The organism is Parachlamydia sp. AcF125 (assembly GCF_018342475.1).
GTDB lineage: Bacteria > Chlamydiota > Chlamydiia > Chlamydiales > Parachlamydiaceae > Parachlamydia.
In genome coordinates this window covers 404,981-418,585 of the sequence record NZ_JAEMUD010000001.1, presented here as the reverse complement: position 1 = coordinate 418,585, position 13,605 = coordinate 404,981, and the positions used below count along the sequence as shown (strand labels likewise).

At 41.0% G+C, this 13,605-nt stretch carries 15 protein-coding genes; 7 read left to right on the top strand and 8 right to left on the bottom strand.

Translation table 11 applies throughout. The features are described 5' to 3' along the window. Complete coding sequence (locus tag PARA125_RS01715) at window positions 1-1,245, top strand: hypothetical protein (protein ID WP_213156998.1); 1,245 nt, start codon at window positions 1-3, stop codon at window positions 1,243-1,245. On the opposite strand, the gene PARA125_RS01710 is transcribed toward PARA125_RS01715, so the two are convergent. Together PARA125_RS01710 and PARA125_RS01705 are read right to left on the bottom strand one after the other, a co-directional pair. Beyond that, window positions 1,206-1,886, bottom strand: coding sequence for an RluA family pseudouridine synthase (locus tag PARA125_RS01710; protein ID WP_213156997.1), 681 nt, complete (start codon window positions 1,884-1,886; stop codon window positions 1,206-1,208). The genes PARA125_RS01715 and PARA125_RS01710 overlap by 40 nt on opposite strands. Continuing rightward, entirely contained in the window at window positions 1,883-2,716 is an 834-nt protein-coding gene (locus tag PARA125_RS01705) for a TrmH family RNA methyltransferase (protein WP_213156996.1), read from the bottom strand. Before PARA125_RS01705 ends, PARA125_RS01710 begins: the two co-directional genes overlap by 4 nt. A 362-nt stretch (window positions 2,717-3,078) precedes the next feature. Between PARA125_RS01705 and PARA125_RS01700 the strand changes: the two genes are divergently transcribed. Together PARA125_RS01700 and PARA125_RS10055 are read left to right on the top strand one after the other, a co-directional pair. Then, on the top strand, window positions 3,079-3,312 hold the full coding sequence (locus PARA125_RS01700) for a DUF6290 family protein (protein ID WP_213156995.1): 234 nt from the start codon (window positions 3,079-3,081) through the stop codon (window positions 3,310-3,312). Further along, window positions 3,300-3,566 carry a type II toxin-antitoxin system RelE family toxin gene (locus tag PARA125_RS10055; protein WP_213156994.1) on the top strand — a complete coding sequence of 89 codons (267 nt, stop codon included), beginning with the start codon at window positions 3,300-3,302 and terminating at the stop codon, window positions 3,564-3,566. Before PARA125_RS01700 ends, PARA125_RS10055 begins: the two co-directional genes overlap by 13 nt. 180 nt (window positions 3,567-3,746) lie before the next feature. Here PARA125_RS10055 and PARA125_RS01690 read toward each other — a convergent pair whose 3' ends face one another. Continuing rightward, window positions 3,747-4,070 carry a type II toxin-antitoxin system HicB family antitoxin gene (locus PARA125_RS01690; RefSeq protein WP_213156993.1) on the bottom strand — a complete coding sequence of 108 codons (324 nt, stop codon included), beginning with the start codon at window positions 4,068-4,070 and terminating at the stop codon, window positions 3,747-3,749. Continuing rightward, window positions 4,067-4,321 (bottom strand): type II toxin-antitoxin system HicA family toxin, encoded by a 255-nt coding sequence (locus tag PARA125_RS10050; protein ID WP_349305640.1) that lies wholly within the window; start codon window positions 4,319-4,321, stop codon window positions 4,067-4,069. The genes PARA125_RS01690 and PARA125_RS10050 overlap by 4 nt, the downstream gene beginning before the upstream one ends. Before the next feature lie 249 nt (window positions 4,322-4,570). Here PARA125_RS10050 and PARA125_RS01680 point away from each other — a divergent pair, with 249 nt between their 5' ends. Both PARA125_RS01680 and PARA125_RS09690 read left to right on the top strand, forming a co-directional pair. After that, window positions 4,571-4,855, top strand: a complete 285-nt coding sequence (locus PARA125_RS01680) for a type II toxin-antitoxin system RelE/ParE family toxin (RefSeq protein WP_249274115.1) — start codon at window positions 4,571-4,573, stop codon at window positions 4,853-4,855. A gap of 11 nt (window positions 4,856-4,866) precedes the next feature. Then, window positions 4,867-5,028 (top strand): hypothetical protein, encoded by a 162-nt coding sequence (locus PARA125_RS09690; protein ID WP_249274114.1) that lies wholly within the window; start codon window positions 4,867-4,869, stop codon window positions 5,026-5,028. A 274-nt stretch (window positions 5,029-5,302) separates the two neighbouring features. Here PARA125_RS09690 and PARA125_RS01670 read toward each other — a convergent pair whose 3' ends face one another. Both PARA125_RS01670 and PARA125_RS01665 read right to left on the bottom strand, forming a co-directional pair. Continuing rightward, window positions 5,303-5,608 (bottom strand): hypothetical protein, encoded by a 306-nt coding sequence (locus PARA125_RS01670; RefSeq protein WP_249274113.1) that lies wholly within the window; start codon window positions 5,606-5,608, stop codon window positions 5,303-5,305. Then, the gene (locus PARA125_RS01665; protein ID WP_213156991.1) at window positions 5,589-5,834 is read right to left on the bottom strand and encodes a type II TA system antitoxin, ParD family; all 246 of its coding nucleotides are present in this window, start codon (window positions 5,832-5,834) and stop codon (window positions 5,589-5,591) included. Before PARA125_RS01665 ends, PARA125_RS01670 begins: the two co-directional genes overlap by 20 nt. A gap of 434 nt (window positions 5,835-6,268) precedes the next feature. Between PARA125_RS01665 and PARA125_RS09685 the strand changes: the two genes are divergently transcribed. Both PARA125_RS09685 and PARA125_RS01655 read left to right on the top strand, forming a co-directional pair. Further along, window positions 6,269-6,469 (top strand): type II toxin-antitoxin system RelE/ParE family toxin, encoded by a 201-nt coding sequence (locus PARA125_RS09685; RefSeq protein WP_249274112.1) that lies wholly within the window; start codon window positions 6,269-6,271, stop codon window positions 6,467-6,469. Next, entirely contained in the window at window positions 6,456-6,758 is a 303-nt protein-coding gene (locus PARA125_RS01655) for a helix-turn-helix domain-containing transcriptional regulator (RefSeq protein WP_213156990.1), read from the top strand. Before PARA125_RS09685 ends, PARA125_RS01655 begins: the two co-directional genes overlap by 14 nt. A 254-nt stretch (window positions 6,759-7,012) precedes the next feature. Here PARA125_RS01655 and PARA125_RS01650 read toward each other — a convergent pair whose 3' ends face one another. Next, window positions 7,013-9,178 carry an ATP-dependent helicase gene (locus PARA125_RS01650; protein WP_213156989.1) on the bottom strand — a complete coding sequence of 722 codons (2,166 nt, stop codon included), beginning with the start codon at window positions 9,176-9,178 and terminating at the stop codon, window positions 7,013-7,015. Window positions 9,179-9,250: 72 nt separating this feature from the next. Beyond that, a complete protein-coding gene (locus PARA125_RS01645) occupies window positions 9,251-12,856 on the bottom strand; it encodes a bifunctional proline dehydrogenase/L-glutamate gamma-semialdehyde dehydrogenase (protein WP_213156988.1) in 3,606 nt (1,201 codons plus the stop codon). Between the last annotated feature and the right edge of the window lie 749 nt (window positions 12,857-13,605).

Below are 13,605 nucleotides of genomic sequence, written 5' to 3'. Positions count from 1 at the left end.
ATGGGTACGGTTTTTTCTGCTTTGCTAAGTTTGCTTCTTTGGCTTCATCCTGTGCCTCTTGAAGGTCGGGAATCGGAATGGCTTCTGGCGAGCATCACAGGCGCTGTTGCCCTTATCTTTCTTTTGATCTTTTTTCTTTTGTTATCTATGGCTTGGACTCCTTTAGGAAGAGCCGAAGAAAACTTTACTTGGCGCATTTTAGAGCTTTATCAAAAAGACACAAGCAATTTTTTAGTGACTGGGTGGGTCGTTTTCTTTCTGATCGCCTCCTTGGCTGGTGTGTTGAATTTAACATGGCTTCATCAGATTACTTCAGAATATACAGTGGCGATTTGGGTGCTTTTATTTGGTATGACTGTGGATGCGTGCCTTTTTAAGGTCAAAAAAATCTACTCCTACTTGACTCCTTCGGGAGTGATTCAAATGTTTGCCAATCAAGCTAAAAAAAGCATTCAAGATGAAAAAGAGCTGGAGCTTTGCCACTGGATTGAAGCCTTGTCAGAAGTGGCATTTAAATCGCTAGAAAGTTTTAGCACTTCGATTTGCCACGATTCCATTTATGAAATGCAAAGAACGATCCGTTTCTTTTTAGAATCTTCCAAAAGTATCAGCCATCACAGCCAGGATTCTCAATCGCTGGAGATGGGGATTAAAGATAAAGTGGGATACACCTTATTTTATGTATTTCAGAGATTAGAATTAATCCATGAGAAAGCCATTCAATCTAAGCTAGAGATGACTTCGGAGCAGATTTTATCCGCTTTAGGAAAAATCACCTTAGATGGCGCTAAATATGATTTATCTATTGTGAGCTACCCTGTTCACTATCTAGGCAAGCTCGCTTTGCGATCTCAACAAGCGGGAATGGAAGATATTGGGAACAAAGCGAGCTTGATTTTATTAGAAGTGACCAAGTCGATTGTAGCCCAACTCGATTTATCCTACCAAGAGTTACAAGAGCCCTTTTTAGTTATCATTAATAATCTGGAAAAAATTGCTAAAGAAATATTTCGGCAAAATAAGGCTGTCAATTTGAAGTTAGTGGCCCAACCTTTTAAAGACCTTAAAGAGTTTTTGGGAAAAAATCCGAAAACGGCCCATCACCAAGACACCCCTGTTCTTATCGGAGCTTTAGACCGCATTATAGATGAATTTAATACCTTAGAAGTTGTTTTAAAGACGATGCCGCCTATTTCAGAGTTTACTCAAAGCAGCTTATCAACAGAAAGCGGTAGTGGCCAATAATCTGGCAAGGGGGCTTCAAAGGTTAAAGGCGTGTTTAAAGTAGGATGAGAGATGACAAGTTGATAATGGTGAAGGGCGATCACATCCGCTTTTAAGGTGTTGAAATTGCCATAACGGCGATCGCCTACAATGGGGCAGCCGATGTGGCTTAACTGGGCGCGAATTTGGTGATAACGTCCCGTAATCAACTCGATTTTTAAAAGAGAAAGGGAGCCTTGCTGCTGGATCACTTGATAATTCAATCTCGATCGCTTGGCCTCCTCTACGGGGTGATTATAAACTTTTGCATGATGATGATCATGGGTTAAATAATGTTCTAATGAGCCTTTAGAGGGGGAAATGGGCTTATCGATACAGGCTAGATAAGTTTTTTTACATTGTTTTTCGCGCATCTGTTTAGAGAGACGAGATAACGCTTTACTTGTACGAGCAAACAACAAAATGCCGCTGGCAGGTTTATCTAAGCGATGGACAGCATGTAGAAAAATGTTTCCGGTCTTAATTTTTTCTTGTTTAATCCATTGCTTGCATAAACTTTCTAAGCTTTCCGGATTTTGGTCTGTGGGCTGTGTGAGTAGGCCGGCGGGCTTATTCACCACAAGAAGATGATTATCGGCATATAAAATTTCCAGAGGGATCACTTTTGCCTCTTTCTCTGCCTGAGCGCTTCATAGAGAAGAATAGTAGTGGCCATGGCCACATTGAGGGAATCGGCTATCCCATACATGGGAATACGTACTTGAATATCTGCTTGTTCCATCCATTGGGGAGAAAGGCCTAGCTGCTCTGTACCCACGGCGATGGCTAAAGGGCCCGTTAAATCAATGTCTGTAAATTCCTGTTTAGCGTGGGGCGTGGCTGCTAAAATGGAAATATTATTTTTTTTCAGCCATTGAAGCGTTTCTGTACCCTGAGATTCAATCACAGGGACGGTAAACAGTGTTCCTACGCTCGCTCGCACAACATTGGGGTTATGGATGTCTGTGCAAGCATCGCATACGATGAGGGCATCTAACCCCACGGCATCCGCACAGCGCAGAATGGTGCCCAAGTTTCCAGGTTTTTCAATCGCTTCTGCAACAATCAAAAAGGGATTATGCTGGTTTTCGAGTTGTTTCTCTAAATGTCCTAAGGTTAAATGGGATTGAGGGGCGATGGCAACAAGTCCGTCAGGCCGATCCCGGTAGGAAAGTTTGGTAAACACGGCTTCTGTGCAACGGTAAAGCGCAGTTCCTGTTCGAGCAATCTTTTGAATTAAGCTTGCTTCATTAGAACCTAGATAAAGCTCTGGACAAAAGAAAAGAGAGTCTATTTTTCGCCCGCCATTCACCGCGCGCAAAAGCTCCCGATAACCTTCAATTAGAAAAAGATCGGTTTGTTTACGCGCATGCCTTTCGCGCAATTTAACAGCTTGTTTGATTTTGGGATTTTGCAAGCTCGTGATGAGCAAAGGATCTGCTTGGTGAGGCATAATAGGCAAAAGAATCGGGAGGATTTATTCACAATTTAAAAACTTATTTTATAGTAAAATATCATACCGAAATTGAGTCCTTTTATCAAAGGAAATTGTCAAAATTAATAAACCTAGACAAAAGAAGGAGAAGAATGAATAGGGATGCTGTGTCATCCCCTAGCTTCATCGATGGAATCAAGGAGACCACCGAAGCTTTAGAAAAACGTAGGTAGGTGATGACTGTTTTGATGACTGTTTAAAGAGTAGGAATAGGGATAGATTCCAGGTGCCTGGAAGTCACGCAAAATTTTTCGCCTTATTTTAAGATTGAATATGTGATGCATTTGTGATACACTAAAGTTAGCAAAAGGAGGTTATTTATGAGGAATCCAAGAATAAACGTTACTCTGAATCCCAGTGATATAGAAGTGATGCAAATTCTCTGTCAGAAGAAGAAAATGAGTATGTCATCTTTGGCTAAGAAAATAATAGAAGAGTGGCTAGAAGAATATGAAGATATGTTATTGGCAAGGCGAGCAGAAGAAGCCGAAAAACGAGGAGAGGGGAAACCGACACACTCTTTCGAGGAAGTTTGGAATAAATGTTGTATGTAATAGAGTTTACTCACGAGGTATTAGAAGAACAGCTGCCTAAAATCCCTAAGACTATGCGTCAGAGAATATTGAAGGCAATTCAAGAACGGCTGAGTGTTGCTCCGCTAGATTATGGTAAGCCATTACAGTATAACTTAAAGAATCATAGACGCATCAGGGTCGGCGATTATCGTGTTGTCTATCGGGTATATGAAGATAGGATTCTCGTGTTGATAGTGGAGATTGATCATCGGAAGGATGTGTATGAAGTTTAACTCTTGCTAAATGGTCGCGATGGTGAACTAAGCAAAAAAATTTCCAAAAGCAGGGAAGCTTGGTTAAAAATTTTTCCTAGACTTAAAATTTTTAAAATTTAAATTTTTATTCCTTTTAAAATAGCTTGTAGAGCTTCTTACCTCAGGAATAAGAGCAAACTCTGCTTTGTCCACACTTTCTTAAGCAACAAACTTATGTAGCATCTTCGTAATATAATTATTGAGGCTTTCTCCCTGCAGTTGGGCTGCAATAGACAACTTGGCATGCAATTCTGGTGGAATCCTCAGGTTGAATTTTCCTGAGAAAGGTCTATCTGGTTCCTCTCCTCTTTCCTTACAGAAAGCTAAATAATCATCGACTGAGTCTTTAAATGCTTGTTCAATCTCCTCAACAGTTGTGCCTTGAAAAGTGGCAACGTCCTTAATTCCAAGCACTTCTCCGTGAAAAATCTTAGCTTCGTCGTCATATTTAACGTGGCCGGTATAGCCTTTGTACTTCATCATGGTGTTACTCCTGCATTTTCTAAGAAACGGCGCACTGAGACCAAAGCTCCCTTATCAGTTTCCTTTTTGGGATGGGGCCTATGAAAGGTTGCGCGTACTCCATTTAATGCAAACCGTACCTGCGATCCCTCTCCCTCCGTAATTTCGGTATTCAGAGGTCTCATTAAGGACTCAATATCCTTCCAGACAACATTTGATTGGACAGGCTGTTTAAAAATTGCTTCCAACGTGTGCTGATGTTTCTTGTCCATAGCCTTATGGTACCAAAATATAGTATTATACCCAAATTCAAAGAATCATATGAAGAAGCTTTAAAATATTATCAAGCCGCTCATAAAGGATGAAAGAAGTTTTACCGGCAGTGGAAAAATTGATTGTTTCTAGTGTAATCTAAGCTAGGAGGTAGATTGAATTAATCTCAATATTTAAGTTATAGAAAAAACATCTGTAATTATTGTATCCTATAAGATACAACAAGTTAATATAGAAGAGATTGAAATTTGAAATTTGAGATTTGGATTGAGGATATCAAGGAGATCCACACACGGGCTAAAATTTTGACTCAGCTTGATCATTTTGATCATTTAAAGCTCAGAAAATTCGGAAATTGCAAAGCCCTGCAAAAAGGTGTTTGCGAGCTTAGGATTTATTGCCTGCCGGGGGTTAGAATATCTTACGGTAAAGATTGGGAAAAAAACCATTTTGCTTCTTTAAGGGGACAACAAGGGCTCTCAAGAAAGAGACATCGCAAAGGCAAAGGAGTATTTGAAAGATTATCCATCTAGGGAGTTAGGCCATGGCAAGAAGTAAGAATTATCAAAATTTTATTATAGAGCAACTCAAGACTCATGGTGAAGCGGTTGCCTATCTAAATGCTGCCTTGAAAGAAAGCCTTAAAGACGATGAAGAGTCCCAGCGTGTTTTTCTGATTGTTCTCCGCAATGTCGCAGAAGCGTAGGGTTGCTATAGGCGTCTTGGATAAAAAAGTTCACGTCGGCTGTGAGAGCTTCTATAAAATGCTTTTAGTTGCAGTTAATCCTAAATGGTACGCCCTAGTCTCGCTATGTGTGGCAATCGGATTGAATCTTCAAGTTAACTTTAGAAATATGGGCAACTTGTAAAACAAAGCAGAAGCTTCTCCTGTTCCGGTTTTTAATGTGCTTTAGAGGAGCTAGAAAAATTGAGAGGGGGTGATTTTTTTCCTGATCAGTTCTAGGATATGAATAAGCAGGCTAAGGATGATGGCAAATCTCAATTATCGTTATTTTCCCCTTGTCAGGCCCATAGTGCCAAAAGATGCGATAAGCTCCCGGAGTCCTATTTTGAGCATAAGATTCAAAAACATCTTCCCCATTTGGTCCTTCAATTTCGCTATATTTATGCGTATTAAGAGAAGGATGTCTTAAATCTGTTTCCATTAAACCCAATACCTTTGCAACAGCCTTGAAGACTGATTTTTTTGCTTTTTGGTGCATGAGTTCTCGCATCTGCTCTTTTGCGTGGTCGGTAAAAAGCAATTCAAATTTCATCTTCCGCATACTTTGCGAAGGATCCTAGGCTGCTCACCCTTCCCTCTTTGGATTGTTGGATAGACTTCTTCAATCTTTCTTTAAGATGTTTCTGTTTTAGGTCTTCCAATCCCTTCAGCATCATTTCATGCATAAAATCTTTGATAGCTATCCTGGATTGAGCGCAAGCTGTTTTTAGGAGCACATGCTCATCAGCTGGGATATCAAAGCTTAGGCGTACCATATTTTCTCTCATACCTGTCCCCTTGTTTCATTTTCATAATATCAGATAACATACTTATATGTAAACAAAAAAGCATACTTGTATGTTTTTTAAAACCTGCGGTGAATAAATACTTTATTATCAATAAATTAATATGTGGTTTTCCAAACCAAGGGGAGGTAGGATAGCGTAAATAGGATCGACTAGCTAGGATTACAACTAGATATGACTAACAGTAAAATTATCACTTCAACATAAATGTAAGTGTAAGCTAGGAGGTAGATTGAATTAATCTCAATATTTAAAGTTATAGAAAAAACATCTGTAATTATTGTACCTACAAGATACAGCAAGTTAATATGGAAGAGATTGGCGTTTAAGATTTGGATTAAGGATATCAAGGAGATCCACACATGGGCTAAAATTTTGACTCGACTTGATCGTTTAAAGCTTGGGAACTTTGGAGATTGCAAACTCTGCAAGAAGGTGTTTGCGAGCTTAGGATTCATTACGGGCCGAGGATTAGAATATATTACGGTAAGATTGGGAACAAAGTCATTTTGCTTCTTTGCGGTGGCGACAAGAACTCTCAAGAAAGAGACATCGCAAAGGCAAAGGAGTATTTGAAAGATTATCCATCTAGGGAGTTAGGCCATGGCAAGAAGTAAAAATTATCAAGATTTTCTCATAGAGCAACTCAAAGATCATGATGAAGCGATTGCCTATCTAAATGCTGCCTTGGAAGAAAGCCTTAAAGGCGATAAAGAGTCCCAACATGTTTTTCTGATTGCTCTCCGCAATGTCGCAGAAGCGCAGGGTGGTATAGGCGTTTCGGCTAAAAAAGCCCATGTCGGTAGCGAAAGCCTCTATAAAACCCTTTCAGGCACAGGTAAACCTAAATGGCATACGCTTGTCTCTTTGTGCGTTGCTATGGGAATGAATTTGAGATTAACTTAAGAGACTATTTCCTTGCTTGAGATAGCTCATGGTAAAAAGCTTCAAGAAATAAGCAGGTACTTGGAAAAATTACGCCCCTGGCATTATGGGAGAAAGCGTTAACTAAAATACGCTTCTTTCTTTAGTGGTTGGGAGTTGAAAAGAAAATTGGCAGATGTCGAACCATATAAATCCCATCCCAATGAAATAGGTATCCGCTTGAATTTACTAATCAACAATTTTATTACTTTTTAGAGTACTGTAATTGAAAAACGTCATAGCTTTTTTAATTTGGCATACTTTGCCACAAGGGTTCTTTCGCGGCTATCCTTCACAAAAAAAATCTGATAAGTTAGGCCAATTGAACCTTGGTAAGCTTTATGGATTTTTCCTACGCCGAATTCTTGGTGAAAAATGGTGTCACCCGCTTCGAGAAAAACTGGTTCCTCCATAGAGATGGCTGATTCTATCTTTTTATACTCGAGGATTGCCGATCGATAAGGAGCATGCCGTTGACTTAAGTTTATTTTTTCAATCAAAGGAGAGGGGATTTCGCTGAGGAAGCGGCTAGCACGTTGAGAGCGCATGGTTCCCCATAAATGGCGATTGCGCGCAAAAGTGAGATAGAGGTATTCTTTAGCACGTGTCATCCCTACATAGCACAATCGACGCTCTTCCTCGAGGGCATCAAAGTTGCCTTTTGAATTGGCGTGGGGGAATAAATCTTCCTCCATGCCAGCGAGAAAAACAACCATAAATTCTAACCCTTTTCCGTTGTGGATGGTCATTAAATTGACCCGCTTTTTAGAGTGATCGGTTTCTTCGGCTGTTGACTTGAGGGAAAGCTCTTCTAAAAAGGCCGCTAATGAGGGTTCAGGTGTGCAAGCTTCCCATTCATTGGCTTTAGAGATTAACTCTTCTAAGTTGGCTTTCCGATCTTGAAAAGTCTCGGCATCTTCTTTTAGCAACCCGAGGTAGCCGCTTTCCCTAATGGCAGCTTCTACGCTTGCCTGAATAGTGCCATTCTCTGATATCTCTTTTAAACGCCTCACGACTTGCAAATAGCCTTTAAGCCCCTCTTGTTGTTTTTGGTTCAGTTTGAAGGTAAAAGGAAGGGGGCTTTGTTCAATGAGGGCTTCAGCAAAATCTAAAATAGAGAGGCCATTTTTTTGAGCATGAACTCGAATTTTTTCTAAAGTGGTATCGCCGATTCCCCTTCTGGGAAGGTTGATGGTGCGGGCAAAGGAGATATAATCATTGGGTTCATTTGCGATGCGCAGAAAGGCTAAAATGTCTTTGATCTCTTTTCTTTGATAAAATGAAATGCCTCCCACAATTGTGTAGGGAATCTCATTTTGCAGAAATGTATCTTCAAGTACACGCGATTGGAAGTTTGTGCGATAAAAGACGACCATCTCGTTGTAAGGGATGCCTTGCTCGCGATGGCTCTGAATTTTTTCTGCAATAAAGCTTGCTTCAAACCGTTCTGTTTCGGCGGGAAATAATTTGAGCTTTTCTCCAGCACCCCGATCGCTCCACAATGATTTTTCAAGGCGATTTTGATTGTTGTTAATTAAAGCATTCGAAGCTTCTAAAATGTTGCTCCGACTCCGATAATTTTGCTCGAGATGGATCACTTGGGCGCCTGGAAAGTCTTTTTCAAAGTTGAGGATATTATGAATTTTGGCCCCCCGCCAAGAATAAATCGATTGATCGGGATCCCCTACTACAAATAAATTGTGAGTTTTTTCCACCAGATGAGCGACCATTGCATATTGCGCGTCGTTCGTATCCTGATATTCATCAATGAGTAGAAATTGCCACCGATTTTGATAATAGGCCAGCACTTCTGGATGTTCTCGAAAGAGGCGTACGGTTAAAAACAAAAGATCGTCAAAATCGAGCGCATTGTATTCACTCATGCGACTTTGGTAAGCTGCATAAACTTTTTGAAAATAAAGTTCAGCCTTTGATTCCGCATCAAAATCGTTAATTTGTTCCGGCGTTTTCAACGCATTTTTTGCCTGGGAAATTAGATGTTTAAATGTCTTTGGTTCAATTTTTTTATCCGTTATATGCAATTCTTCCATGCAATTTTTGATGACTTTCAAAACGTCTTCTTCGTCGTAAATCACAAAATTGCGGGAATAATGGGGGAATGCGTGAATAGACTCGCGCAAAATGCGCGCACCCAGGCTATGAAAGGTGCTAATTAAAACAGAATGCAACGTGAGCTCTTTTACTCGGTTTTGCATTTCACTGGCAGCTTTATTGGTAAAAGTCACCGCTAAAATTTGGGAAGGGGAAATCCCTTCCTCGATTAAGTGAGCGATTCTTTGGGTGACAACGCGGGTTTTTCCTGATCCAGCTCCCGCAAGGACTAAAAAAGGACCTTCTAAAGCTTGAACTGCGCGAATTTGCTGGGCATTAAGAGTTTGCATACTATCCATCTTTTCATTAAGTCGTTAAACACTAACAACTGAGAAGTAATTTTCGCAGAAAAGGGATATTATTTAAACCTGGAATTCACGCTCCCCTAAATTCCCATAGCGATGGTAATTAATACTAAAAGCCACTTCTCTCACATACTTGATTAGTTCTAAATAGCCTTTGGAGAGAACAGGTGAACTGATTAAAGCAAAATAACTTTTTGATAATTTTTCCAGTAAGAAAGGAGAACATGGCGAAAGGAGCCGGATACGCCCATATTGAATCTCTGAAATTTTTGCGATAAAGTCTTCTTCTGTTTCAATGCTTATATTTAAGGGGGGAGATTGTTGAGCCCAATCGGTTTGGATCAACCTCTCAAGGTGCTTTGGGCCTCCGCTAATTTCTAGAGGGGTGCCACACAGGTGAGCTGCTGCCATGACAAGTAAAATCTCTATATAGTCATCTGAATCCTGAATTCTAAAAAACATTTTAGGATAAGGAGCGTAGTGCAGCAGATTATCTTGGCCGAGAATTTTAGAAGGGTCTTGATCGCGACTAAAATAAGTGTTCCATGCTTGCATATAATCAGCTACAGCTATATTCCAGCGGTTAATTTTCTCTGAAGAAAATCCGTTTTTTTCTAGATGCTCGGCAATTGAGGCCGCAAAAGCAGGTGTTTGACCATGATTTTCTGGCAGGATTTTTTGCTCTGCCAGCATGAATTGAGTCAAAGTATGAGGGCCACCCGCTTTGATGTTGGGTCCAAAGCTGCTTTGCTTGCAACCACCGAATGGTTGCCTTTGTACAAGGGCTCCAGTAATGGTGCGATTGATATAACAATTTCCCGCTTGAATATGTTGCCTCCAATATTTTTGTTCACGCTCATCTAAGGAATGTAGGCCAGCTGTCAATCCATAAGAAGTGCCATTAGCCAGCTCTAAAGCGTGTTGGAGGTTCTCTGCTCGCATAATTCCTAAAACTGGGCCAAAAAGTTCATGGGTATAGGTAAAGCTTCCTTTAGTTACCCCTATTTTAATCCCAGGACTCCAAAGATGGGGATTTGCAGGATCTTGTTTGGGTGAAAGCAGCCATTCTTCTCCCTCTTCAAGGGAAGTGAGCCCTTTTAAAAGGTTTTCATTAGGGGGACGAATTAAAGGATTGATGCGGGTGGAGAGGTTCCACGGCGTGCCCACTGGAAGGCTTTCCACCGCATCGCATAGTTGAGCGCGAAAAAGGGGGTCATCGTAAACTTCTGCTTCCAATATAGCTAAACTACAGGCACTGCATTTTTGTCCAGAATGGGAAAATGCAGAATGAATTAGGTCTTTAATGGCAAGATCTCGATCGGCTAAGCTGGTGATAATCAACGAATTTTTTCCGCCTGTTTCGGCAATTAAATCAAGTCCAGGGCGGAGGGAGAGCAGATGTTTGGCCGTGGCGGTGGCACCTGTTAAGACAACTAGGGAAATGCGCGGGTCTTTTACAAGTTCACTGCCCACGGGGTCATCCTGACAAGGAATAAATTGTAAAACATGCGGATCAATTCCTGCCTCCCACAAAATTTGGGTAAGCGTCCACCCCACTAATACAGCCTCGGGAGCTGGCTTGAAAAGCACGCAATTGCCAGTTGCTAGAGCTGCCACAATCCCTCCAATAGGAATAGAGCAGGGAAAATTCCAAGGGGAAGCCACCAAGACAATTCCTTTGGAAGACCAAGCGATTTCTTTAAAGTGGACTAATTCTTCCGCTTTTCGCCGGTAGTATTCGATAAAATCGATAGCTTCCGATATTTCTGAATCTGCTTCAGCAATCGTTTTACCTGTTTCGGCCATCATGGCGCCAATTAATTTTCCCCGATTCATTCTAAAGGCCTGAGCAGCTTTTGCAAGGCAAAGGGAGCGCTCTTCAATAGAAGTTTCACGCCAACTTGAAGAAGCTTTTAAAGCTGCTTGAATGGCTTGATTAATTTGGGTAGAATCCGCTAAAGAGCAAGTATATAAAGGCTTGTTTGGATGAGAAGGATCTACGCCATGTGCGATCAAAGCAGGGTTTGAGTGATGGATGGCTTCTCCAGCAATCATGAGGGGAATGGGGGCGAAAGAATAATTTTCCCACTCCGCTATAATTGCTTTTGCCCATTTTGAGTTGGGGGGAAGAGCCCAATCAGTATCAGGTTCATTTAAAAAGGGAGAGATAAGGGGCGGTTCTGGAGGAGGGAAAAATCGGTTTTGGGTGCGTTTAGGACTCATGTTAACATTTTGCATGGTATGGCAGGCATAAGAGAAGAGGTTAACTTGCGACTGCCAGTATCTCGTCCCAGGAATCATACTAAAGAGGTAGCGAAGAAAGTTCTCCGAAGCTGTATTTTCATCTAATCGGCGAATAAGGTAAGCCACCGCGTTTTGAAAATGCTCTTTCTCTGCCGCCGGACAATAAAGCAATAGTTCACGGGTGAGCTCTTTTACCACACGGGGCAGGGGTGCTCCCATCCCTTCCAACATTTCAAACTGTACGTAGGGCCATAGCTCTTTTTCTGCAGCTAAGACAATCGCATAACCAATATCAAAAAGGTTGTGGCTGCCAATCCCCATTTGAACGGATTGAGCATGCTCAAGCTGCATTCCGTAAGTGAGCATGCGCTTAAAATTGCTATCTGTTTCTAACTTAGTTTGATAAGTTGCCAAGGGCCATCCATGAAGAGCGGCATCCACTTTTTCGGCGGCTAAGTTAGCTCCTTTCACAATCCGAATTTTAATAGGGGCTCCCCCATTAGCTGTGCGTCTCATTGCCCAAACTGTAAGCTCTTGCTGCAGAAGAAAAGAATCAGGGATATAGCTTTGTAAAACAATTCCCGCTTTATATTTAAAAAATTCAGGTTCCTCTAGGACCCTTTTAAATAATTCTACCGTTAAATATAAATCGCGAAATTCCTCCATATCTAAATTCACTAATTTAGGGGAACGCATCCCATTGGGCCGCACATATTGGAATTGCTGAGCAGCGCGATACAATTTTCTCAGAGCATCGGATAAATGATTGAGAGTGCCTTCACGATCAACAAGGTTAAGCTGACTTGAGAGGGTTGAAACCTTGACAGAGATGGATTCAATCTCTGGCCTTGAAAGGTCTTCCATGTATTTTTCTAAACGCTTTTCAGCTTCTTTTTCACCTAAAATAGCCTCTCCTATTCTATTGAGGTTAATTCGCATTCTCTCATCTCTTCTTTTCCGGATATGTTTTGAGAGCGAATTCCATTCACCTGGAAGGACCAACGGGGTGGTTTCTTTTCTTAGGGTTCTTTTAGTAAGAGGAACGACGAGGCTAGGAATTTTGCTTGCTAACCATTTAAAAGTGTATAGCTGGAATTGTTTATCGTAAGAGAGATAAGAAGGGACCCCATGTTGTTTGAGAAGATAGAGGAGTTGATCGGCTACTCGGCTAGCTTTTGAGCTACGGAAGCACTGATCGGTCATATGCATGGTAAAAAGCTTGCCAGAAGGATCGTTCATCATTCCCGCGAGCTGTGCTTGTACGCGTCTCTCTTTATTGGAAATGGAACGGCGCGCTTCTTTTTGAATTAAGGTGGCTAGCTCGATTGCAAGCTCGCGCCGCTCTTCCACTGTTAGTGATTGGCCTTTAAGGCCTTCAATGATTTTTTTTGATTGTATGATATACCGAGAGCCTTCCATGAATCCCTTCCTTCAGGAGCTAATCTAGAAATGGGAAAATATTGCTAAAATACATTTATCCTAACAGAAATTATCCTTATAACAAAAGTCTTTCGGGAAAAGGTATTCAACTTTCTTTGATAGGTCGAGCTTTAGAACTTTTAATGGAGATTTAGCAGGATTTCAAACTGGATGAAAGCCTTCTTAGCAGGAAATATCCTTCTTTAGTTAACATACAATGGAAGGCCTAAAATCCAGCTCGAGCATACCTTAATCCAATGATACAGGTTATAAAATCCGTCTTTCATCGTTAGCGATGTGCCTTGCGTGTTAGAGGCGGTATTTTGGAATTCTTCTATTCCTTTGCGAAGGCATACGAAGAGGTTTCCTTGGTGCGATGTGACAATCCACCGCCTAGTAGCAATCCCAGGAAATGTAAGGGCCACCTTTCATCCCCCTCTTAAAGTATCCATTTTTTATAAAAAATAGCTTATCAAATTAGCTTAGGGGCTTACTAGCTAATTGCTTGCTTCCTTCATAGCTAAATTTTTTCTGTACTAAAGTTTTTTAATCCCTTCTTGCTATCCAAAAGCAAGCTTCACATTGCCAGGTATATCGCCTGCATGAAATTTAAAGCAATCCTACCTGCTTTTAATTTTATTTTATTAACTTTGGTCATACAACCCAATTTAAGCTAAAAAGCCTGCTAGATTAGTTTGGGAAGAGGAAGAAAGGGGATGTTGCTATATAAAGTTATTAATCATTTTCCT

Bases quoted from the DNA above. Each gene is read 5' to 3' on its own strand.
- PARA125_RS01715 (WP_213156998.1), top strand. From the start codon at position 1: ATGGGTACGGTTTTTTCTGCTTTGCTAAGTTTGCTTCTTTGGCTTCAT.
- PARA125_RS01705 (WP_213156996.1), bottom strand. From the start codon at position 2,716: ATGCCTCACCAAGCAGATCCTTTGCTCATCACGAGCTTGCAAAATCCC.
- PARA125_RS01700 (WP_213156995.1), top strand. From the start codon at position 3,079: ATGAGGAATCCAAGAATAAACGTTACTCTGAATCCCAGTGATATAGAA.
- PARA125_RS10055 (WP_213156994.1), top strand. From the start codon at position 3,300: ATGTTGTATGTAATAGAGTTTACTCACGAGGTATTAGAAGAACAGCTG.
- PARA125_RS01690 (WP_213156993.1), bottom strand. From the start codon at position 4,070: ATGATGAAGTACAAAGGCTATACCGGCCACGTTAAATATGACGACGAA.
- PARA125_RS10050 (WP_349305640.1), bottom strand. From the start codon at position 4,321: ATGGACAAGAAACATCAGCACACGTTGGAAGCAATTTTTAAACAGCCT.
- PARA125_RS09690 (WP_249274114.1), top strand. From the start codon at position 4,867: ATGGCAAGAAGTAAGAATTATCAAAATTTTATTATAGAGCAACTCAAG.
- PARA125_RS01670 (WP_249274113.1), bottom strand. From the start codon at position 5,608: ATGCGGAAGATGAAATTTGAATTGCTTTTTACCGACCACGCAAAAGAG.
- PARA125_RS01665 (WP_213156991.1), bottom strand. From the start codon at position 5,834: ATGAGAGAAAATATGGTACGCCTAAGCTTTGATATCCCAGCTGATGAG.
- PARA125_RS01655 (WP_213156990.1), top strand. From the start codon at position 6,456: ATGGCAAGAAGTAAAAATTATCAAGATTTTCTCATAGAGCAACTCAAA.
- PARA125_RS01650 (WP_213156989.1), bottom strand. From the start codon at position 9,178: ATGCAAACTCTTAATGCCCAGCAAATTCGCGCAGTTCAAGCTTTAGAA.
- PARA125_RS01645 (WP_213156988.1), bottom strand. From the start codon at position 12,856: ATGGAAGGCTCTCGGTATATCATACAATCAAAAAAAATCATTGAAGGC.